The sequence below is a fragment of the Psychrobacter sp. TPE 89C genome (genome assembly GCF_055522395.1).
Map to the genome: position 1 here is coordinate 1 of NZ_JBVFXW010000045.1, position 23,499 is coordinate 23,499.

General features: G+C 41.1%; 20 protein-coding genes. 3 read left to right on the plus strand and 17 right to left on the minus strand.

The genetic code is table 11. The features are described 5' to 3' along the window. Positions 1-87: 87 nt before the first annotated feature. Positions 88-1,218: an S-(hydroxymethyl)glutathione dehydrogenase/class III alcohol dehydrogenase gene (locus ACZW67_RS11790; protein ID WP_465183402.1), complete on the minus strand. Its 1,131-nt coding sequence runs from the start codon at positions 1,216-1,218 to the stop codon at positions 88-90. A 198-nt stretch (positions 1,219-1,416) separates the two neighbouring features. Between ACZW67_RS11790 and ACZW67_RS11795 the strand changes: the two genes are divergently transcribed. After that, entirely contained in the window at positions 1,417-2,307 is an 891-nt protein-coding gene (locus tag ACZW67_RS11795) for a LysR family transcriptional regulator (protein ID WP_465183403.1), read from the plus strand. A 132-nt stretch (positions 2,308-2,439) separates the two neighbouring features. Then, a complete protein-coding gene (locus ACZW67_RS11800) occupies positions 2,440-2,958 on the plus strand; it encodes a DUF302 domain-containing protein (RefSeq protein ID WP_465183404.1) in 519 nt (172 codons plus the stop codon). A gap of 83 nt (positions 2,959-3,041) precedes the next feature. Here ACZW67_RS11800 and ACZW67_RS11805 read toward each other — a convergent pair whose 3' ends face one another. The 9 genes from ACZW67_RS11805 to epmB all read right to left on the minus strand — a co-directional run bounded on the left by ACZW67_RS11805 (position 3,042) and on the right by epmB (position 14,781). Further along, positions 3,042-3,332 carry a DUF4031 domain-containing protein gene (locus ACZW67_RS11805; RefSeq protein ID WP_110923213.1) on the minus strand — a complete coding sequence of 97 codons (291 nt, stop codon included), beginning with the start codon at positions 3,330-3,332 and terminating at the stop codon, positions 3,042-3,044. Between the two features lie 46 nt (positions 3,333-3,378). Beyond that, on the minus strand, positions 3,379-3,798 hold the full coding sequence (locus ACZW67_RS11810; RefSeq protein ID WP_197101699.1) for a PACE efflux transporter: 420 nt from the start codon (positions 3,796-3,798) through the stop codon (positions 3,379-3,381). A gap of 81 nt (positions 3,799-3,879) precedes the next feature. Beyond that, positions 3,880-6,168: a transglutaminase TgpA family protein gene (locus ACZW67_RS11815; protein ID WP_465183405.1), complete on the minus strand. Its 2,289-nt coding sequence runs from the start codon at positions 6,166-6,168 to the stop codon at positions 3,880-3,882. After that, positions 6,165-7,178 carry a hypothetical protein gene (locus ACZW67_RS11820; protein WP_465183406.1) on the minus strand — a complete coding sequence of 338 codons (1,014 nt, stop codon included), beginning with the start codon at positions 7,176-7,178 and terminating at the stop codon, positions 6,165-6,167. Before ACZW67_RS11820 ends, ACZW67_RS11815 begins: the two co-directional genes overlap by 4 nt. 399 nt (positions 7,179-7,577) lie before the next feature. Further along, complete coding sequence (locus ACZW67_RS11825; RefSeq protein WP_465183407.1) at positions 7,578-8,537, minus strand: AAA family ATPase; 960 nt, start codon at positions 8,535-8,537, stop codon at positions 7,578-7,580. 162 nt (positions 8,538-8,699) lie between these two features. Next, positions 8,700-9,158 (minus strand): c-type cytochrome, encoded by a 459-nt coding sequence (locus ACZW67_RS11830; RefSeq protein WP_465183408.1) that lies wholly within the window; start codon positions 9,156-9,158, stop codon positions 8,700-8,702. A gap of 198 nt (positions 9,159-9,356) precedes the next feature. After that, positions 9,357-11,444, minus strand: coding sequence for an EAL domain-containing protein (locus ACZW67_RS11835; RefSeq protein ID WP_465183409.1), 2,088 nt, complete (start codon positions 11,442-11,444; stop codon positions 9,357-9,359). 355 nt (positions 11,445-11,799) lie between these two features. Continuing rightward, positions 11,800-13,557, minus strand: coding sequence for a hypothetical protein (locus ACZW67_RS11840; protein WP_465183410.1), 1,758 nt, complete (start codon positions 13,555-13,557; stop codon positions 11,800-11,802). Positions 13,558-13,773: 216 nt separating this feature from the next. Beyond that, complete coding sequence (epmB, locus tag ACZW67_RS11845; RefSeq protein ID WP_465183411.1) at positions 13,774-14,781, minus strand: EF-P beta-lysylation protein EpmB; 1,008 nt, start codon at positions 14,779-14,781, stop codon at positions 13,774-13,776. Between the two features lie 167 nt (positions 14,782-14,948). Between epmB and efp the strand changes: the two genes are divergently transcribed. Beyond that, entirely contained in the window at positions 14,949-15,521 is a 573-nt protein-coding gene (gene efp / locus ACZW67_RS11850) for an elongation factor P (RefSeq protein WP_465183412.1), read from the plus strand. Between the two features lie 143 nt (positions 15,522-15,664). On the opposite strand, the gene ACZW67_RS11855 is transcribed toward efp, so the two are convergent. The 7 genes from ACZW67_RS11855 to ACZW67_RS11885 form a co-directional block, all read right to left on the minus strand. Further along, positions 15,665-17,479 carry a GAF domain-containing hybrid sensor histidine kinase/response regulator gene (locus ACZW67_RS11855; RefSeq protein ID WP_465183413.1) on the minus strand — a complete coding sequence of 605 codons (1,815 nt, stop codon included), beginning with the start codon at positions 17,477-17,479 and terminating at the stop codon, positions 15,665-15,667. A gap of 21 nt (positions 17,480-17,500) precedes the next feature. Beyond that, positions 17,501-18,379: a tRNA threonylcarbamoyladenosine dehydratase gene (locus tag ACZW67_RS11860; protein ID WP_465183414.1), complete on the minus strand. Its 879-nt coding sequence runs from the start codon at positions 18,377-18,379 to the stop codon at positions 17,501-17,503. A 117-nt stretch (positions 18,380-18,496) separates the two neighbouring features. Beyond that, positions 18,497-19,432, minus strand: a complete 936-nt coding sequence (locus tag ACZW67_RS11865; protein ID WP_465183415.1) for a TatD family hydrolase — start codon at positions 19,430-19,432, stop codon at positions 18,497-18,499. 922 nt (positions 19,433-20,354) lie between these two features. After that, positions 20,355-20,678: an H-NS histone family protein gene (locus ACZW67_RS11870; protein ID WP_465183416.1), complete on the minus strand. Its 324-nt coding sequence runs from the start codon at positions 20,676-20,678 to the stop codon at positions 20,355-20,357. 445 nt (positions 20,679-21,123) lie between these two features. Continuing rightward, positions 21,124-21,561: a BLUF domain-containing protein gene (locus tag ACZW67_RS11875; RefSeq protein ID WP_465183417.1), complete on the minus strand. Its 438-nt coding sequence runs from the start codon at positions 21,559-21,561 to the stop codon at positions 21,124-21,126. Between the two features lie 53 nt (positions 21,562-21,614). After that, on the minus strand, positions 21,615-22,133 hold the full coding sequence (locus ACZW67_RS11880) for a BLUF domain-containing protein (protein ID WP_465183418.1): 519 nt from the start codon (positions 22,131-22,133) through the stop codon (positions 21,615-21,617). Positions 22,134-22,240: 107 nt separating this feature from the next. Continuing rightward, positions 22,241-22,855, minus strand: coding sequence for a hypothetical protein (locus ACZW67_RS11885; RefSeq protein ID WP_465183419.1), 615 nt, complete (start codon positions 22,853-22,855; stop codon positions 22,241-22,243). Positions 22,856-23,499 lie beyond the last annotated feature (644 nt).

Here is a 23,499-nt window from a genome sequence, read left to right on the forward strand (position 1 = left end):
TTAAAAAAGACCGTTTGGAAATCGAAGCGGTCTCTTTATTTTTAAAACAATAGTATCAATTAAAACAAGAGTATCAATCGTTACGAATTACTCTGAGAAATGTATAACAGTACGAATACTCTCACCTTTATGCATCAAGTCAAACGCTTCATTGATGTCTTCTAATGGCATGGTATGGGTAATGAAGTCTTGTAGTGGGATTTCACCAGCTAAGTAACGCTCAACGTAGCCTGGTAATTCTGAACGACCTTTGACACCGCCAAACGCTGATCCACGCCAGACTCGACCAGTCACTAACTGGAAGGGACGGGTTGAGATTTCTTGTCCAGCACCTGCGACACCAATAATGACCGACTCGCCCCAGCCTTTATGACAGCACTCTAGCGCCGAACGCATGACATCGACATTACCGATGCATTCAAATGAGTAATCAACCCCACCATCAGTCAATTCCACAATCACTTCCTGAATTGGCTTGTCATAATCTTTCGGATTGATGCAGTCAGTGGCGCCTAACTTCTTGGCCAATTCAAACTTGCTTTCGTTGATATCAATTGCAATAATACGACTGGCTTTTGCCATCGCAGCACCGATTACTGCTGATAGACCGATACCACCAAGACCAAAGATAGCAACGGTAGCACCCTCTTCGACTTTAGCAGTATTCATCACTGCGCCCATACCGGTAGTAACGCCGCAACCAAGTAAGCAAACTTCTTCTAACGGGGCTTCTTTATTGACCTTGGCCAAAGAAATCTCTGGTAAGACCGTATATTCAGAAAAGGTTGAGCAGCCCATGTAATGATAGATTGGTTCGCCATCTTTATAAAAACGTGTGGTGCCATCTGGCATTAAGCCTTTACCTTGGGTTTCACGTACCGCTGAGCATAGATTGGTTTTGCCTGATGTACACATTTTACAAACGCCACACTCTGCGGTGTATAAGGGAATGACATGATCGCCAACTTGGACACTGGTCACACCTTCGCCAATTTGCTCAACGATACCGCCACCTTCATGACCCAAAATCGCTGGGAACACACCTTCTGGATCTTCACCAGATAGCGTAAATGCATCGGTATGACAAACACCGCTTGCTACTATTTTTACCAATACTTCGCCTTTACGCGGCAGCATGACATCCACTTCTTCGATAGACAGTGGCTGGTTTGGCCCCCAAGCGATGGCGGCTTTCGATTTAATAAACTTATCTGACATAACGGTCTCTCTTTTTAATTCGTTATTATTTATAGCCTATTAGATGCAGGCCAATATTTTTGGGATACTCATTCGCAAATGATTGCAGTCAGCTAGATTACAATCAACTGTTTGAGTAGATGCTTACCATTATAGTTATTTCTAGGGTGATAACAATATGCTATATTTGCAAATATCTTTTACATATTGGTAATAATCATGCGCTGGGATGGTGTTAGCGAGTTCGTTTACGTCGCAGAATACGAGAGTTTTACGCGCGCCGCCAAAGAATTAGGTATCTCAACGGCACAAGTAAGCCGGCAAATAAGCGCGTTAGAAAAACGCCTTAACATTAAACTCCTCTATCGTACAACACGCAAAGTATCATTAACAGAAGAAGGTCGCGTGTTCTATCAGCATTGCCGTAGTGTGCTCGATGGCTTGGATGCTGCTGAGCAGGCTGTCAGTAATTTGCAATCAAAACCGCAAGGCAGGATCAAACTGACCGCACCTGTCACTTATGGCGAACAACAATTGCTGCCGTTGGTCAATGACTTTATGATGCAATATAGCGATATCGAAGTGACGGCTTTTTTGAGTAATCAAAAGATCGATTTGATTGAGGGTGGTTACGACTTAGCGATTCGTATCGGCAAATTAAGCGACTCCACGATGATGGCAAAAAAACTCAGTCATCGCACCAACTTTGTCTGCGCGGCACCCTCTTATCTTGATAAATATGGAACACCACATGCTTTGAGCAAGCTGAGTCAACATAACTGCTTACTTGGCACGCGTGACTACTGGCACTTTATAGATACTGACCCGCGTGCTAGTAAGGATGCAGGTAAAGAAAGGAATTTGCGCGTCTCTGGGAGCATTCAATATAATAGTGGTCATAGCCTAGTTGATGCTGCCCTAAAAGGCTTGGGCATCGTCCAGCTGCCAGATTATTATGTGCAAAAACATCTAGCGTCTGGGGAGCTGATAAGCTTGTTGGATGACTATAGAGAACCTGAAGAAAGTATTTGGGCCATTTATCCGCACAACCGCCAGTTATCACCAAAAATTAGGCTGTTAGTAGACTATCTAGCAGAGCACTTGGCTTAGTAATTGATTAAGGCAGGTTGCAATGCGGCTCTTTACTATGCAGCGTTTATTACGCACAATATTATGACGCATAATAAATATGTGATGCTACAAACTATTACGGATAACTGACCACCATAAAAAGGATTACTTATGATTAAAATTGTCTCTATCGCCGCTCTGGCTTTGACCATGGCCTCTTGTGCCAGTGTCGAAAATATTTTACATTCACCAAGCGACACGCCCTCGGTGAAAGCAACGATGACTGCTACTAATGCCGAAAAAGGCTTGATAACCATGCAAAGTCATCACTCTGTGCAAGAGACTGCTGATAAACTGGCAGCCATTATTGAAAGTAAAGGCATGAAAGTATTTGCACGTGTCGATCATCAAAAAAATGCACAAGGTGTCGATTTAACCTTAAAACCCACACAAGTTATTATGTTTGGTAACCCGAAAGCGGGTACACCATTGATGAATTGCGAGCAAAGCGTCGCTATCGATTTGCCGCAAAAAATCCTCATCAGTGAAGATGCGGATAAAAAGGTATGGCTATCGTATAACGATCCTCAATACTTAAAAACCCGTCATAATATTAAAGGTTGTGACACCGTCATTAATAACATCTCAAAAGCCCTAAATGGCGTCAGTACAGCAGCAGTGGCAAAGTAAAAGTCAAAAAATCTAAGCAAAAAAAGGTGAGTTAGAGAAAGCATAACCCACCTTTTTATTTGTTCATGCATTAGGGCATGTCCTCAATTCAAACTATCTGACTCTGCTATTTGTGCATGTAACTCTACTTTTAACTTTTTAGCACACTCGATAATTTTTCTGCGATCAGCAGGAATAGCGCCGTACTCAATCGCGGTTTCTCGCATTTGTACGGTAACATCATAATGCGGATAACTGGCATTACGGTGAAACAAACGCTCATCTAATTCAATGAACGCCGCAAACTCATGCAGCTCTTGCAACGTATCAGCCAGCAGGTGGCACCACTTATAACCTTTAAATTCTATCTGCATAAAATCTACATATATTGCCATATAATTGGCTCCTTAATACGTTCTACATATCTGGATAAAACTACCGTTAGCTGGCTTCAGCGATAGGAAATACCCTGTCATAAATCCAGTTATACACAAAAGCATATACCAAATAGAATGTCGCCATGGCAATATCCATTTTAAACGCTTCCCACAGACTGATATCCAGATACCAAGCAATCGCTGGCAAGAACAGCACTAACAGACCACCTTCAAATAGCGCGGCATGTAGCACTCGTATGGGAACGGTCTTTTTTACTTCACCACGTAGTTTAAGCATGGCATTATCAAATAAGACATTATAAAAATAATTCCACACGGTCGCGACAATAGAGCCAGCGATCGCTATCACACCCATTGAGTGCAGCTCAAAACCGAACACCCAACTTGCCAGTGGTGCGAAAATAAGTAGGCCAATGATTTCAAACGCCAAGGCGTGGCGAATACGATCTTTAGTGCTACGCATTATTTGTTCCAAACCTATCTATCATTTACCTACTCACCATTTCTAATAAGTGCTACTGGCTAGGGTGTGTCATCAATGAACTTACAACAATTCGTGTAAGTTTTTCTTTAGCTGCTTAAGCACTTTCTGGTACTCATTATCATTAATTTCAACAGTGCTTAAGCGCCCATAGCGTAGATGACGATAGTCTTGTTTGATTTGGGTGATTTTATCTTGAATAACCTTAGGGTGATCACTGTCTGTCAATTGGCTGGTATTGCTCGCATCAGTGTCATTTGAGGCACTAGAATCAATAGCCATCGCTAAGCGCTCAAGCCACGCCAACTGACCCTCATCATCAGTACGAGCCAGTGACTTATCTTGCTTACCTATACGCTTCGACAACTGAGCAAGTGGTAAATCTACTGGGTGCCAGCGTTTACGGCGACGTTGCCAAATGATAAACACCAAGATAATCATAACTGTAATAGCACTCGCGGCTAACCAAATAATTTGTTGCGTGATGGAGCTGATATTGAACCACTTGAATAGCGAGTCTGCTTGCTTGTCTTGATCGTAGCCAACGACGTCTTTTTGCCAATAGTAGCTCGCTTGATCTGAGAGACGACGTAAGGTTTGTAGCATTTGATATTGTTGATAGTCAATCTGTGCACCAGCGCCATCACCAAACATCGCAGCACCTTGTGACTGCGTCATCGCATCCATTCCTTGCTCAACGCGCTCGGGCGCTACAAAAGCAGTCGGATCGACACGTACCCAACCTTGATCCTCAAGCCAAACCTCAGTCCACGCATGCGCATCCATCTGCCGGACTTCCCAAACATTACCCCCACGGCTCGGCTCACCACCTTGATAGCCTGCGACGACTCTGGCAGGGATACCTGCCGCCCGCATCATAAAAGTAAAACTTGAAGAGTAATGCTCACAGAACCCCGCTTTGGTCTCAAATAAGAACTCGTCAATACGATTGTTATTCAAGCGTGGCGGCGATAACGTATAGCGAAAGTCTGTTTGATTTATCCAGTGCTCGATAGCTGCTATATAACGTGTAGGGTCTGAGCCTGACTGCGAAAAAAGCTGTTGAGCCAATGCTCTTGCTTTCGGATTCCCATCATTTGGTAGTGCAAGATTCATTCGCCGCGACTCATCCGTAAGGATAGGATCGATATTCATCGGGGAAAACTGCAATACGTCATAGCGCAGCTGCTGAGTGACAGGCTCGTCTTTTAATAACGTAAAATCTGAAGTAATGCTGACATCTTGTTGCTGAGCAAAAGGATAGTCGAGACCAAATAGCCAGTTTTGCTGAGTGGGCTCTAAGATGATTTGATAGTTATTTGGTGCAACTTGTGCCTCTTCGGGAATGGTAGCAAACGCATTGTCAATCCAAGCAGGACGTTGCTCTGAAGGTTGCCACTGTCGTTGTTGAGGGTTGCGACGCCACGTGACACCATCAAAATCGCTAAATACCAATCCGCGCCAATAGAGCTGCGGCTGTGGTGGACGGTTATTTTCAAACTCTACGCGAAATGCCAACTCAGTTGATTGTCCTAAGTTAGCAAAGTCACCAGGTGACATGCTGTCGGAGACGCCCGTGGTCGCTTGCTGACCTGATAGCTGTACCGACCATAGCGGTGGTAGCCTAGGGAAAAATAGAAACAATACTACCAATAATGGCAACGCACCAATGCCTAATACACCTAAAGTGCGCAGGCGACCATCACCCCGATCATTGCCATCATCGTTTAGCGCAATAAATGTCAGTAATACAATAACTGCCCCAATCACCACCTCTAAAGTCGTAAGCAGCCCTTGATCCATCAAAAACAGTGCTGCCAACACAAATAGCGATAAGTTCAATACCACATAGGCATCGCGGCGCTTGTACAATTCCCAGAGCTTACTGATGAGACATAGCACTAAAAATGCCACGCCCATATCTAGCCCAAATGCCGTGTTGTAGGTCAACCACAATCCCAAAAGACCCAATAAGAAGCCCAACATTTGCATGCCTTGATAGACACGCTTTAAATGAGCTGTTTTTTGAAATCGAGCCTTTACACGAGGTAGCTGGGCAATAATACTCACCACAGCAAAGCCTATGAGCCATAATGGTAAGTGTGCAGCATGCGGCAAAATAACAATAACTTGCGCAATTATTATCCAATAATACGCTGGCAGTGCCAGTAGCTTGCGATACCATTTAGCGTTACTGCCTGACTTAGTGCCACTACCTAATGCCACATGAGTGGTAAGATTTTGACCTAAAGCCAACTGCTCAAAGCTTGCAGATTTGATAGAGTCTGCTGTAAAGGTACTGTTAGATGCATCTACATCCTTACTCGAAGACAAGCGCTTAGAATTAATCATGGTGCTTTTGCCAACCTTAGCAAGCAATCTTGCGCAAATTCATCACCTTCACCCATCGTTGTGACAAAGGGGCTATCACTGGGTAAGCACATATTATATGGCACACTTAGCTGACCCAACGTCATCGCGCCATACGCCAATTGTGATAGCTTTTGTTCATGTTGTGCAGCAGGCATATCGGCATAGTCTAGCGTCTGCTCATGACCAATAGGATCAGCGAAGTGCTTGGTAAGCATTCCTTGACCACGCGCTACATGCCCCCAAGAGACACGTGCCAGCGACTCACCTTCTATGTAGTTATCGAGCCGTTCAAAGTCATCTTGGCCTTGGCGATACTGCCCACCTATTGGCAAATCATCCAAGCTTGCAATGGCATACTGCGTTTCCCAATCAAATGCTTCAGGTTTTGGATATACCCAAGCGGTACGGGCAAAATAGACATAAGACCATGCTTTCATAATACCCAAAGGATAAACTGTTTTTATTCTGAGACGTGGTAATTCAAACTGCCCGCGAGCATTGGTCTGGACAGGTAACCGAATGATTTTCTCACCCTGCAACCTTGTGACCAAGACAGAGCTTGGAATGTCCACGCTACTCTTAACCTTCTGATCTAAATCCTCAAAGCCAAATAATAGCTGCCGTCTGGGTTGACGGCTCTCACTACGTAGTTGCAAGGTAACCCAGACTGGAGCACCTGCCTCTGCCATGGTGACTTCTAATAAATGCACTTTCAACCCTGAGATATGGGCAAAGGTCACATGAAAACTGATAAGCCAAATACTGATGAGATAAAAACATAAACCCAACACCAGATTATTGCCATAATTGATGCCAGCGATAAAGGTAATGATTAATAATACCGCAAACAGCATCCCTTCACGGCTAAAGAAGATATAAACGTTGCGCAAATTCAGCGTAGCACTGTCAGTTTTGGGTGCACGCGATGCAAACCAACGGCTTAGTTTTGACTTGATTGGTACGGTTAAGGCTTTTGGCAAAAGACTCATGACTACCCTATCCTTACCATAGAATTAATAATATCGTCGGTATTGGACGACAATTTTGACAGTAGATGCCTTTCGAGTATTTACTTAGAAAGAACACAATTTCTGTTAAGTGAGAGTCTTCCAATAGCCCGTGATTCATTGATTGATACATTGATAAATAACTCAACTACTAGGGCGTGTCTTCAATTCACTCGATAGTCATCTCAATGGGCTAAAAATGGCTAAATCTTGCCAAACATCGTCAAATAGCTGGTTAATATCCCGATATTATCTGTGCTATTTTCCTTGTTTGACGGCAATTTATCTCATTTTTATCACCATTTTTGAAATGAAGACACGCCCTCGAGCCTATAATCAATTAACTGACTTTTACTTAGACGGCTTTTACTTAAAAGGCATTTAAATAACGACTGGCACTTCTGCCAAAATACGTTGTGCGATAGTCTTCGTCATTAGACCACCCGTCACATGCGCCGGTACAAAGCGTTGACCGAGGCGATGATCAGTGACTGCTGCAAACACGGCTTGGACATCTTCAGGAGTCATCTCCATGTGGCCTAATACATAGGCATGAGCCTGTGCAGCACGTTGTAACGACAGTACTCCACGCGGTGATAACCCATGATATTCTTGGCTTGCTCGTGTTTTTGCGACCAGTCTTTGCAAGTAGTCCAATACCACATCTGCCACATAAACCTGCTTAACCCCTTGCTGTGCTAATAACACAGCCTGGGTATCAAGTACCGTATCTAAACCTTTCAATAACTCACGACGATCCTGGCCTTTTAGCAGCTCACGCTCAGCAGCTGGTGAGGGATAACCCAACGATAGACATAGTAAGAACCTATCGAGCTGCGATTCAGGAAGCGGATATACACCAGCTTGCTGCAATGGATTTTGGGTTGCAATCACAAAAAACGGCTGAGGCAAACGATAGGTCTGACCATCTTGGGTTACCTGTCGCTCTTCCATGGCTTCGAGTAGCGCACTTTGTGTTTTAGGGCTGGAACGATTAATCTCATCAGCGAGCAAAAGCTGAGTGAAAATAGGACCGGGACGAAATTCAAACTGCAGTTTGCTTTGGTCATAAATGCTCATACCCAAGATATCTGCAGGTAGCATATCGTTGGTGAACTGAACTCGACTAAAACTCAGCCCAAATAACTGTGCCAGCCCTTGTGCTAAGGTAGTCTTACCCATGCCGGGTAAATCTTGCAATAGTAAGTGTCCACCTGCCAGTATGCCGCTAAGTGCCAACTTCACCACTTGAGGTTTGTCCAACACAATTTGATTCAGCTGACTCATTAACTGCGTAATTTTTTGCTGATTAGCGGCGTAGTCGGTGGTTACAATTGTCATAGTGAATCATCGGCTCATTTTTTATGGAAATAATTGGGCATATTGAACATTCAGTCATAGAATTGAGATAGACGTCATTTGGTCAGTATAAGGTAAAAATCATGTCGTTGGATAAGTCTCAATTTATGGACTCGAATACAGGCTTTCATTATAAATGAGAAGCTACTTTTCTTCGCTTTCAACGACTGGCACTGACTCACGGAGTGTTGACAAATAGGCAATCACATCAGCACGCTCTTTGGCATCTGGCATCGGATTTGACAGCATCTTTGAGTCTGTCATGACTTTTTGTGCGTCAGCAATATAAGGATCGAGCGTCTCAGCATCCCATACCCATTCTGACTGCTTTAGCCCTTTACTATAGGTGTAGTCTGTTAGCTGAGCAGCGTGAGCACCATAGATATTCATCAGCTGTGGACCTTTTTTATTGAGTCCAGCATTGAGCTGATGACATTGCCCACAGGCATCTTGATAAATAATAGCACCATTATCTGCATCACCGTCAGTATATAGCGGCAATGTCACAGAAGCACGGTGATCAGGTGGCGTACGATCGCAAGCACTGAGTAATAAAATAGCGGCAAGCAGACTGCTCATTTGATATTTACGAGTGATAGGCATTTTGGCAATCTTTGAGTAGAGGATGTCAGCCACGTGTGAATGACATATATATTGAGACCATGTTAAGAAACACAGAACTCAATCAATCGTCACGTATACATAGCTGCTTATAGAAATACAGCATTATTTATCGGCTCTAAACTGACAAATAATGCTTGGATGATAGATATAACGAAAAAATTATGTAGTGGCTAGTGTCTAGGTCGCAACTTTCATTGTTTTACTAGGCGCTTCCAAATAATAGCCTTGCAGATAGCGCGCACCCACGCTCCAAGCGACAGACATGGTCGCTGCATCTTCAATATAAGGCATTAGCACATCGACGTTAACTTCGTTAGTGCGTATGATGAGTGATTTGACCGTTTCCAAATTCTCTGCCGAATCGATATTTTCTATATAACTACGCGGTAAACGGGCCATATCTGGCTGCACAAGACTAGCAATTTCTATAGTTTTGGCAGAAGAGCCAAAATTGTTAATACCCATCTGACAACCGGCTTGACCAAGCGCTGCAAACTGAGTTTTCGCAACCGTCAAATGATCTGCAATGTCTTTTTCATTAAATTGTAAGGTAAGCACGCCCACTGCACCGCCCACGGCTTTTATTAGCTGGCTAGCCACGCTAGGTAGCTTCTTATCTATTAATGAAGCGCTTGTCAACTGAACTAGCAGCTTAGCTTCAGGATGTGTTTTACGTACATCGTTTATTTTTCTACAGGCATTGATCAACACCCAGCGATCTATTTTTTCGAGCAGCTTATGCGTTTTGGCAACAGCCATAAACTGGTCAGGCGTCAGCACTGTGTTATCAGCGTCTGACAGGGGCAAGCGTAAATACACTTCAAAGAAATCGCTGCGATCACTGTTAATATCATATATTGGCTGGAATGTTAGCTCAAAACGATTATTGGTAATGGCATCGATTAAGGATTCAGCCAGTGCATGATCATCACTATTAGCATGTTCGCTTGGATCGTATAAATGATAAGTAGCCCCGTTATTAGAGGTTTCCATCATAATTTGGTTGATAGCATCCAAAGCACGCTCAAGCAATACATTTGGCTCTGCTGTATTTTTTTCAATTTTGACAATGCCGATACTGACCGTAGTACTGGTCGTGCGCTTATCCACTTCAATGAGCATATCCTTCACACACGAGCCGATTTTTTCAGCCAACATCTTAAGCTCTGTGGTTGTCTTATCTTCTACAAGTATGGTAAAGGCCGTATCACTAAAACGGCTCACATGTCCGTCTGCTACCAGCTCATCCAATGCATAAGCAACCTGTTTGACAGTAGCATCTATTCCTTGCAAGCCTAGACTGCTTCTAATCTTACCAATATTATCGAGCTGGACATATAATAATCCTGCTGTCAGCTCTCCTTGGCGGGCTTGCTGATATATTACTGCCATTTTCTCTTCAAAGCCGCGGCGATTATTGATACCCGTTAGGTTGTCTTTACATTCAGCCGCCGCCAAACGTTTGGCCACCTCAGCACTATTATTGATGTTTTGTTGGATAATAACCTGAGTAACTGGCTCGCCCTCTAAAGTAGCGGCAGCCAACTGTAACTTTGCCTCAAAAGTACTCCCATCCGTCCGTAGACTTTCAAACTTGAACTCTACCTCTTCACGGTTACCTTTCGCGAATTGACGTAAGAATTGCTTGAAGCCCTTAACGTTATCACCGCCTGCAATCAAGTCAATAATAGGCACACCGATGGCATCATTCATCGATGCAAACCCAAAAAGCTGAAGATAAGGGTCATTGGCAAAGATGTGGATACCTTGATCTATATAGGCCACTGCACTTTTAGAGTTTTTGATTAACACATTGGCACGCTGCTCCGCTTCAGAGAGTACATGACGTAATGTCTTTAGCTCACGGCGACTACGCAGATTATCATGCTGTAAACAGATAGACATCACAGCGGCCATCTCTTCGTCTACTTTAAGCGCCTTGACCATTGTACCGCTAATAATATTGGGTAATCCCTCATCATTATGGGCGGTCGCTGCCAGCTCCTCATTTAATAGGCAGATCATAGGGAGATCAATATTTTCTTCTTGGACAATCCCTACTACATCCGTAAAATTCATATCATAGGCATTACCAAATACCAAAACATCCCACGGTTGCCGTAGCAATTTTAATAGCTCTTCTTTATCATCTAAAAACCCTAAATTCACACTGTCATAATAACAGCCTAGTAAGTGCACAAGACGTTCAGCATAGAGCTGATCGTCATCGATGACCAATAGATTTAAGATAGATTGAGTACGCATAATAAGCCTTTTAAACTTTGTGATCTTATTTTTGTATGTTGTTGTCGATACTCTACACTTGTTCCAAAAATCCAACCTAACATAGAATGTACTATGGGGAATAGGCTTAGCAGTTTTTATGATGCTTATGTACTTTTCGGATTCAGATGATATGATTTTAAGCCACAGATATCGTATAAACGATAGCGATAATATCGATCATTATAGACAATAATTTGACTGGTTGCTGACTAACTTATCATTATATAACGTGCTGATCTACTTTCACTATTGAAGCCAAAATCAATTAAACAAATTCTAATCGATTCTGTACTGATATCACTGCTTTTCTATTTTTGATAACTCTCTCAAAATATTACAACTGTACTACCTCATACTGACTAAACTCATCCGTAATCAGTAGCCGTTTTCCCAAGCGTAACAAAGTTTGTTTGGTATTGATACGCATAATGACTCTGTCGTCTGTCTGGAAGTAAGACGTTGGTACTATTAGCGTCCCTGTCGTTTGTAGCTTCTCGTCCCTACCAAGGATGAATGCTGGCACAAAATGTTGACTGCGCGTTTCTGTACCTTCTAAACGCAAACCACAAGCCATTAACTGATGACCCAGTACTTGCCAATCAACCCCTAATGTTTCGGTATCAAGGTTCAGCCAACGCACGATACCAAGTGACCAATCGGGCGGTGTGGTTGTGTCAGAACGACAGACCAAAAGCAGACTCATAACATGTAATGGCGGTGGTGCTGTCGTAACGGTATCATCAGCAGCAGTCTCTGCATTTACACTCTCTTTACTGTGACTTTCTTTTACGCTTTCTTTATTTAACTTGTCTACTTTGGACGATAATTTTAGCGTGCGAAATAGTGACAAACCACCATTGCGATCAAATGTTTCACTGGCTACTATCTCGCTACTATCTTGTTTTTTATGAGCGGTATCGTACCGAGGTTGATACTTGTTGTGTAACTGACTTTTGGCAATCAAGTTTGCAAAACTTTGTGAATGACCCACACGGTAATGGATTTTATTAAAACCAGTTACCAAAATAGCCTCTTTCTCTGTATAGCGTTTCGGTGCTGCCGATAGTGGCAGCTTTAGATAACGATAGCGAATCGTCATTGCTGTATTTTGGAGCAAGTAACTCTCTAACCCTTCACTACCTTCTTTAATCAACGCTTGGCTACGTGAGCTCAAATACTCAAGCATTGGCTCCAGCTCTATAAATAAGCAGTGATAGCGATCTTCATATGGATTGATTATAGAGTTGGCAGTGAGATAAGAAGGTGGCTTGTTACTTTGTAAATCCACATATATTCGAGTCTCAGTTTGCGGCTCTATGGTTGCAATCATATACTCAGCCCATACGGGCAACAAACGTTGTACTAGCAAGATATTCGGACGACGCATAGCGCGTATGTTCAATAAGCTGTGTAAACAAATTTGACAGTACAAGCGATGTATATTATGAGCACGCTGCGCATCTATCATTTTACTCAAATCAATCTCAGTGGCATGATACTGATAAGCAAGATAGTACAGCTGATTGATTTTGGCCCATAAATAAGGCGAAGGCTTTTGATAGCAAAGCGCTTCTGAAAACAGCAGTCTTTGGTACATCATCAACGTCTGATAAATAGCGATGGCGAGTGTCAATGATGAAGCCTTATCACCATTGAAGTAGCGTTGCCACCCATTACTTGCCGTGTATTTGTGTTGACTGTTTAACAGTGATACTTTGTGACGTATGACTCTGTCATAGGCCATAATAATGAGATAGTACAGGGACTTTATCTGATTCACATAACCTAGCTGAACGCTATTAAGTTCTCCTGGCTCATAAATAAAATGCTGCCGCAATGCCGCAATTAATTTATCCGAGGCACTTATCACCGCAACCATCAATTTAAGACGTTGCTGCTCATCTATATTGGCCACGCGTAATACTGTCAGTATCTTTTCTAACTGGTCAGCCTGCTGTATTTGCGTTTGCGAAGGTAAATTTTCCAATAGTTTGAGTAAGTAGCTTTCTTGACCACTAGCCGCTCGAATCAATAATGGCGGTAGTGGTTGTGCAGAAGATAAGTATTCTTGAAACGTCGATAAAGTTATCATCATTCTTCCTAGTAACTCTAAGTAATTTAGCAGAAGGCAATTACTTAGCCATACCATTCGTAATAGTAATATAACGCAAAGTAACCACCACTCTCAAAAATTAACAGTGTGAGCTTCTAGCAGTCATTAGGTCATCCAATACCTAGCTATCAGAATGCAAACCTTCAAAAAGCCACTCTTTGTTTACTAATTTTTTCATACACTATAGTGCCTATATTAATTTACATTGTAAATGTTAATTGGCACCTTAAAAAGTTTATTCGGTAGCTCTCTTACCAGCTTTGGTACTAGATATCCTGGCAATGCAGCCAGTAATGACCAGTAAAGCTCGATTGATGACCGCTCGTCGCTATCAAAATGCGCAGCACCAGCAACCTTATCTAATACATGTAAATAATAAGGTAGCACCCCACATGAGAACAAACGTTGGCTTAATTGAATTTGAGTCTCGACACTATCATTGACACCTTTTAATAAAACCGCTTGGTTTAGTAAAGTCACGCCAGCGGACCTAGCACGTTGCAAATATTCTGACGTTAAGGTATCTATCTCATTGGCATGATTGCAGTGAATTACCATGACAATATGACAGCGACTTTGAGACAACCTGGTCAATAATGCATCATCTAGACGTGCTGGAATGACCAATGGTAATCGAGTATGCAACCGAATCGTGGTCAGTTGCGGGAGCGACTCTAGCGTATCCAACCATGCAAACAAGCGCCTGTTTGTCACATTTAATGGATCACCACCACTCAAAATCACCTCATTGACCTCAGGATGCTCGGTAATATAGCTAATGATATTTTCTTTGGCATCGGCCGTTGGCATATTGGCGCTGTAGTCAAAGTGCTGACGGAAGCAATAACGGCAATGAATGGCACAAGCGCCTGTAATGGTCAGCAATACTCTAGACTGATACTTATGAAGCATCCCTTTTACTGGGTTTTGTGTATTCTCGTGTAAGGGGTCTGCCACATAACCTGTTACCTTGACTTGTTCTTGTTGATCTGGCAAGACTTGTTTTAATAAAGGATCGTTACTATCCCCAACGGTCATTTTTGCCACAAAACCCCGTGGTACCCGCAGCTCAAAATGCTTAGGCACATAGACACTGGTACGTAGAGATTCGAGCTGCAAAATACTTAATAGCTCATCAATAGAAGTAATGGCCTCGGATAATTGCGTTTGCCAGTTTTTTTGTGTGATTAAATGGTTTATCATGACAGCCTATTACCTGTGCCCAAAAGCCGATATTATACGCTCTTAGAGTGTGCCCTATCAAAGTATACCAACTGCTCGCTCTACACTAGGCTTAATAGCAGCTTTTGTACAGTAAGCCCCAACCCCTTATTATTTATCATCATATTTACCATCCCTAGGAGTCTCTTGTGGCAAATTTTTCTACTAATGAATTTAAAGCTGGTCTAAAAGTTATGCTGGATGGCAATCCTTGTTCTATTCTTGAGAATGAGTTTGTCAAACCAGGTAAAGGCCAAGCCTTTAACCGCGTCAAACTACGCAATCTTCGTAGCGGCAAAGTGTTGGAACAGACATTTAAATCAGGTGACAGCTTAGAAGCTGCTGATGTGATGGATACTGAAATGAACTATCTGTATAACGATGGCGAGTTTTGGCATTTTATGGATCCAGAAAGTTTTGAGCAGATCCAAGCTGATAAAACAGCGATGGGCGACTCAATACAGTGGCTAAAAGAAAACAGCAATGCATCATGTACCATCACTTTATTCAACGGTACGCCTCTATCAGTAACGCCGCCTAACTTCGTTGAGCTACAGATCACTGAAACAGATCCTGGCGTACGTGGTGATACATCAGGTGGTGGTGGTAAACCAGCGAAGCTAGAGACAGGCGCTGTCGTACGTGTACCTCTATTTGTACAGCAAGGTGAAGTCGTACGTGTCGATACTCGTACCGGTGACTATCAAACTCGTGTTAACTAATCACACGTAAAAACAATAGGCAATTTATATTATTCTTACGTAATAAAAAAGCTGAACCATTCATCAAAGGGTTCAGCTTTTTTATATTTATAACAACGAGAGAAATAATAATGTGACAATCTCAATAATTTTTTCTCACATAACTATCCTGCTGATTGCTTTTGTATCAACCAATATTGTACCAATGCATTCAACTGCTCTTGTTTGAATGGCTTAGTGCAATAGTCTTGCATACCAACTTTTAGATATTTTTCGCGTTCACCATCCATCGCATTAGCCGTCAAAGCAATAATAGGCGGTAATGATTGCGAATCATACATTTCATGCAATTTAATGGTCGCCTGCACCCCATCTAAAATAGGCATATGATGGTCCATCAAGATAACATCATAGCGCTCAGGTGACAGTGCAAACGCTTCGATGGCTTGCTGCCCATCAATGACATGCGTGACAGTATGTCCACTATTGGTTAACGCTTTTTTCGCGATGATTGCGTTGACGGTATCATCCTCAACCAGCAGTATATGACCAACCCGCTCTTGGGTCGGCTTCATCATAGTGAAGTCATTTTCTACTTGCCATTTTTGGTAATACGCTTCATCGATAGTAGGTAAGGGCAATAAAACACTAAACGTGGTACCGACACCCACTTCGCTACTAACGTCAATATGCCCACCCATCAAATCAACCAAAGACTTACAAACGGACAGTCCTAGACCCGTACCACCATAGAGACGATGTGTGAATTGATTCGCTTGGTCATAAGCATTAAATATTGCGTCTAATGACTCTTCTTTGATACCAACACCAGTGTCTGTGACTTCGATACATAAAGTCATACCTTCATGAAAGGTAGGCTCTGCACTCGTCTCATGAGCAGCAACTTCATTCAAAGTACTGTTTGGCATTGCTTGAGAGTGGTGTTCATCCGTACCATACATGTCAATACCATCACACTGGCAATTGGGTACGTGCTTCACGTTAATGATAACTTGACCGCCTTCACGGGTGAACTTGATCGCATTATTAACGAGATTCGCAATTATTTGTTTGAGACGTACTGGATCTCCTTGCACATAGGGCGACAATGACTCGGTATAGTTATAGTCTAAAACCAACCCTCGCTGATGTGCTTTGATAGAAAAAAGACTCACAACCTCATTGCATAATTCAAATAAATCAACTGGAATATGATCGATGGTCATTTTCCCAGATTCAACTTTCGACAAGTCCAAAATGCCATTGATAATGGCCATCAAATGCTCATTAGAGACTTTGATATTATCAACACAATCTTGCTGCTCTTTGCTAAGTTTGGTATCGCCTAACATCTCAACCATACCAATAATACCGTTCATTGGTGTACGGATTTCATGACTCATATTGGCCAGAAAACTCGACTTCATCTCATTGGCATGCTTAGCATCACGCTGCTTATCCTGTAGCTGTAAAGCATCGGCTGCCATCATCGCAAATTGAGCCAATACCTGTGCTTGCTCTTCATCAAAATCATGATTAGGCTTTATGTCCATCAAGCAAAAAGAGCCTAATCGGTAACTTCTATTGTCCTCAATAAGGATAATTGGTGCACCAGCATAAAACTGTAAATAAGGAGCCTCAGTCACCAATGGGTTTTGGCTAAAGCGAGTGTCTAATGTCAGATCTGGCACCACAAAAACTTCATCCGAGAGCACCGTATAATTGCAAATAGCGACTTTACGCGTCGTTTGGTATACGTTATCGAGGCCATAAGCAGATTTTAGATACTGTACCTCTTCATCCATAAAGCTAATAGTAATGGCGGATACATCAAAAAATCGCTTAGCCAGATTGATAAGACGCTCAAATGCAGGCTCATTATTGTCATTTAGTACTTTATACTTTTTAAGCTTATGGATACGTTCTACTTCATCCGCTGCTACTGGATAGCTGTGTTTAGGTGCGTTAGATATAGACAAAATAGACTCCATTAAATAAGATCAGACGGTTGGTGTGATGCCCGTCTGTTTTATTAATAATTGTAAAGCTTCACTCACCATAATCATCGCGACAACTGAGGTAACAACAACTGCTGAGCCGTAACCACCACAGTGTAACCCGCCTGTTTGACAGCTTTTGTCTACCCGTGGTGGCTCTGTCGAATAGACACATTTAATACCGAACTTCTCTTTCAAGGCACTATTAATGCCTTTTTCATGACGCAGTTTATTGCGTAATTTAGCAAGTAGCGGGTCTTGATAGCTGTCTTTTAGGTCACTCACTTTGATTTGGCTAGGGTCTATCTTGCCACCCGCACCACCTGCACAGACCAGTTTTAGTTTATTAAAACGACAATGTAGCGCAATGGCCAGCTTAGCACTTATGTCATCTACACAATCCAAAATAACGATAGGTTTGCCTTGATCTGCAGCCGCTTTTGCTTCCTCACGACTGGGTAATAAATCTGCTACATTTTCTACTGTCAAAAAATCATCAATTAAATTGAGCGTAACTTTTGGATTAATCTCATAAACACGAGTTGCCATGGCCCCGATTTTACTCTGACCGAAAGTACTATCTAATGCAGGTAGCTGCCGATTGACATTGGAAGCAACCAACACATCTAGATCAATCAAGGTAATAGTACCCACTGCCGTCCGAGCCAGAGCTTCGGCTACCCAAGAGCCAACACCCCCTACGCCTATAACATAGACATGGGCAGCCGCGAAAGTGTCAACTGCTGAGGTACCATAGAGTGTTCGTGTACCTTGAAAACGACGCTCGTATTGACCATCTTCTTCAATCACTTCTTCCACTATAGAGTGTTCAGTGGTGACAAACTCTGCCTCTGTTGGCTCAAATTGTTGTGTTTCATTCATAACGAATTAAATGCTCTTTTAAATTATTTTGTCTATAGGTGCTTCAGTTATTTACTACTGAATTATTTACTATTGTACAAGTTAGCAGTAAATAATAATGGCCTACAATAGGTATAACTATATTAAGGGATAAGCCCATGTCTTCTGTAAAGCGCTGCAACTGTTGTGCCATAATTGCTCAGCAAGTCTGTCTGGCGACACATTGAGCAACTCACTTAAGCTCAATAGTACCCATGGCAAGTTAGCCGGTACATTACGATCATGTGACTGCCTATCAGGCCAATGATTATCTGACACCTGACACTGGATAGGTGTCATGTCTGGGCAATCTGTCTCTATAACCAAACACTCTATACCATGACTATCGACAGCAGCATGAATGGCACGGCGCAATTTTTTGGCATTCGGATTGGTGATCTGACCAGTAACCCCTAACTTAAATCCTAACCTCACAAACGCCTTTGCCTCTTGTTCACCACCACTAAAACTATGTGCGATACCGCCTAACTGGTGTGCATCATAATCGTGTGCCTTCAGTATTGCCAGTGCTTCTGCATGTGATTTTCGGATATGTAGCATCACTGGCAACTTATGAAGCACTGCTATGTCCAGTTGTGCCTTAAAAAACCGCTTTTGTTTGGCAAATACTTCAGGCTCTCTCATAGATTCCGTGAAAGTATCCAGTCCAATCTCACCGATTGCTATTGGGCGCCGTTTAGCAATCATATTCGCCATACTTGTGAGATGATCTTCGCTGTGGCCTTTGATATAAAAAGGATGTAGACCTATCGCAGTATGAGTCTCAATCTGTGACAAGTTTGCGCTATCGATATCTTTGGCAGTCGACAGTATCAGCTTATTCAATAGCTGTTCAGTATGATACATCCTCTCAAAATACTGGTGTGAATACCCCACCAATACGAGATGGCGTACACCGCGCTCATAAGCTTGCTGTACTAGCAATTCCCTATCGCTATCAAATACTGGAGCATCAAAGTGAGTATGGGTATCGATGAGAGGATAGGTCTTGGGCAATGTCTGTTTCGATATCATATCGTCAAATCCTCTGTAAATTGGATAATATGTCAGTCTCGCTTAGTCTACTATTCGTAGTACGTTCACTCGCCTTCCTTGTATCCAAATTATATTGAACCGACTATAGGTGAAACTATAAGGATCATTAATAGACTCCAAAATTAACGTTTTTTAATTGAGCGTTTTACTGTTCGGAATATCGTAACCATCATTAAACTGTGGCTATTCTACCAATGACTGTATAAATAATCAGAATAACTTATATTAAAAATATTTAATTCCTAATTAAGTCTTTATTTCATTCCTTTGCAGTTATCAACACTTTATATATTAGTGCTATCAGGTTTTGCGTTTTTCTTATGAGATAGTTCCATATCAGGCTTTCGACTACTGCGCCGAGGTATCAGCAACAGAGCTGTTGCAATGATTCCCAAAGAAATCCATTTTTTTACTTTTATATTTCCTGTCACTTTATCTACCTTATACCTTTATATCATTATCCATCTATTTTATCAGCAATTGTTCACAATGAATATTCCTTAAAGAATTATCACTGCTTTAGTATACTTGGATATAATCAGCCCTATGTTTATCTGTGTTATGAATACGCAAGCTAATGTATAGCCCTACTCTTTGAGAACACCGCTACTACTGTTGGTATTAGTCGGGCTAACAAACCATCAACGCCTCAATGATACTAAAGATATGGTGTATAGAAGACGTAAAAAAGCCAGTAGCTTCTTACCAAATAATGGCAAGAAGCTACTGGCTTTCATCTAATATAGTCGATTCAATTTAAAAGTAGTACCAGCCAACCGAGTGTAGATGTATGTTAAATACTTCAAGTAAGGTTAACGCAGTAATACTTTCATGGTGGAATGACTATAATCAGCGATATCGCTATCAAACTTAATAAGAAAACTTATTAGTTAGTACCACATTAAATAGCAAAATCTTCAATGTTACGACCTGCTGCTAATGCTTCGACCAACCATGTAGGCTTGCGACCACGACCAGTCCAAGTCTCTTCATTGTTGTCAGTATTGCGATATTTAATACTGCGTTTCTTCTCTAAGGTTTCACCCGCTTTCAAAATTTCTTCGATAGAAGCATGGCTTTCTTCTGCAATTTTCTCAAACTGCATATAAGCATCATAAAGGCGCTGGTGTTGTTTTTTAGCAATAAGCTGCTGAGCATTTTCAGTAATAGCTCGTAGCTCGTCGACGTTTAGATTCTCTAAATCAATTGCGTTATTTTTGCTCATAATAAATCCAACTGTAAAATAAAAGGTACAACCTTAATAGGTAGAATATTCACTATTAAGAACCGAGATGACTTATTCATTATTCGATAAAGTCATGAATGTCATAAATAGATATTATTTGTAATAAAAATATGGTTAGCCAGCATATCTATATGCGAAGACAATATAAACAAAAAGCAATGCTATCACAACCGCAAACGATCATATCTTATATATCAAAAGTCAACGGATAGTAAAATTTGGTAAATGAACGAATTTTAAGAATTCAAATACTTATTTACAAACCAATCTTTGTTTATATATTTTACTGAATAACCACTCATAAAGTGCGCTTCAAAGCTAGCATAACGCATACTTAATAAACATAAATTCATACACTAATATAGATTTTGAGTTCTGAAAATTATTTTTATATTTATAATATTCAAACAAAAAATTTACTCAGTTAGTCGCGCTGGTCACTAAGCTCATTCATCAATTCACGGGCCGATTCAGCACTTAATAAGTACGGATTAAAATCCACAGTGGTAGAGTATTTTAAATAAATGGCAGCATTTTTTTCAGTCGGTGTGGCATAGTTCATAGACCATTTGGACCACATTCTATACTTTAATTCGCGTGTTTCAATAATTTGTAAATCATAATGGCGTTGATCAGCGATTAAGCTATACAATAGACGATTAATTTGCGCTCTCGGACCTTCTACTGTTTGCAAAAAATAATCTTTATTAAATGTCAGCATGCCAGTGATACCATTGGCGGCATTATTCACCTGTGCTTGCTTCAATATTTCATTGAAATCTTTAGCTGACACGCCTGGATTAGCACGGCTCGCATATGTCATGCTCATGAGAATGGGCGCATCTTCCATTATTGATATCATATCGTATCTCTTATAATAAAGTTATAGGGTCTGATAGATTCTCTAAACATCAATCAACTCAAAGAAAACCAAGATTTCTTCTTTTTAGAAGCATCGATTTCTTCTTGCTCTTGAAGTTCTGATAACGTATCAATCAGCATCATAATTTGATTGGTATTCATCAAATACGGATTAAACTGATTGCCTGTCGAAAACCTGAGTGCCAGCCCCTTGTTTTCATCACTTGGGATTAAATATTTCATTGACCACTTGCTCCAATGACGCTGCTCAACTTCACGGCACTCGATGACTTGTAGTGCATAATGTCGATCGTCTTCGACTAACTTTCTAAGCAGCTCATTGATAACAGGTCTCGCCCCTTCAATACTTTGCAAAAAGTAATTGTGGTTGAATACCAAAGCACCCGTAATACCATTACGCTCATTATTTTGCTGCGCTTGAGCAAGAATACGTGTCACTTCACCAGTAGGGTTGTCACTGTTATAACGACTAATGTAAGTTAAACGTAATATAACATGCTCACCATGACGCATTTTTAGACGATTTAATTCCGATAGCTCAGCTGATTCCACAAGAAACTCCAATTAGTTTGCTAGATTTTTCAACAATGACAGCACCGTTATTTTTCATAACCAAATATTTGTCATATCCGTTTTTTACTACATAAATATCGTCAACATTAACGTTGAATTCTTTTGATAAAATCATTCATACCACGTGCTAAATTACCACTATCCGTATTCTGTATTTCTTTTGCCAAGATCAATAATTGCGTACTACTACCACATTGCTCTAAACTTAATAAATAACCCCAGGCTTCTACAGGTGGTGCATTCTTTTCAATATAGGTAGCTAAATCAGATTTGATCGTTTCGTAACTGGCATCAGATGGCTTAGTTTTGAACATACTACTGATTGATTTTTTTTCTGACTCTTTTACATTAGTAGTGCTTTTATTATTGAACGTATTATTGAACTCTATTTCAGACTTCTCATCAAAGACAGGTACTGCTGGTTGAGACTGAGCAGGCCTGGGCACTTCTGTCTCAGCACTGCCAGCTACTGCTATTTCAATACACTCAAGGCTCAAAAGTAGCTCAAATAGCGGTGTAATACCGCCAAACTCAGCAAACATCTTGCTACTGTCGAGTGTATTAAGATAGCTCTGATACGTGCGTCTGCCATCAATCATAATGAGTAATGTTCTGGCTTCTCGCGGCAATACACCGAGACTCTGAGATTTAATCTCTTCTCTACCTAAATCACTTTTTCGAAACACATCACCATAATTCATTATGTATACTCAATACTAGCAGTGAGGTGGGCATTCTTATTTTAAGATGCCGACCAAGTAAGTTTTTATGTTTTAAACCATTAAATGGCCAAACCCTGACTTTTCATTTGCTAATAAAAATTACTTTAAACGAAAGTCTAACCTTTAATATCGTGTAAATCATTGATTCAAGTGAATTATATCAACCTGTCTAGTAGACTGTTAGTATTAATTAAATTTAATAGAACAGACGGCTGATATAGGATATGAAAGGTAGTTTTTATCATTTTCAACATATAAATTGACGAAATAATAAGCGAAATAAACCTTATAAACTTAATTCTTCTAACCAATACCTATTCGATTATTAACCTTTTTGAATATTCAACAACCAATTATTGAATTTTTATTATTTGGAAAATGAGAGTTTTTAACACCATTAGTATAATCAGAAACAGACAAACGTTTTATTTCATTTGGTAATTAATACTTACAGTTGATTCGATTTAAAAGCATATTCAATTTAATATAACTGGGACACAAGGAGGTCAAGTGAAAGTGCTACAAATAGTATAGTCAATCCAAGATAAAAGAAGTACATCCCATATCATGAAACAGTTTTGGTAAATTATTTTCCATCCAACCTTGGCGTAGAAACTTAGCTT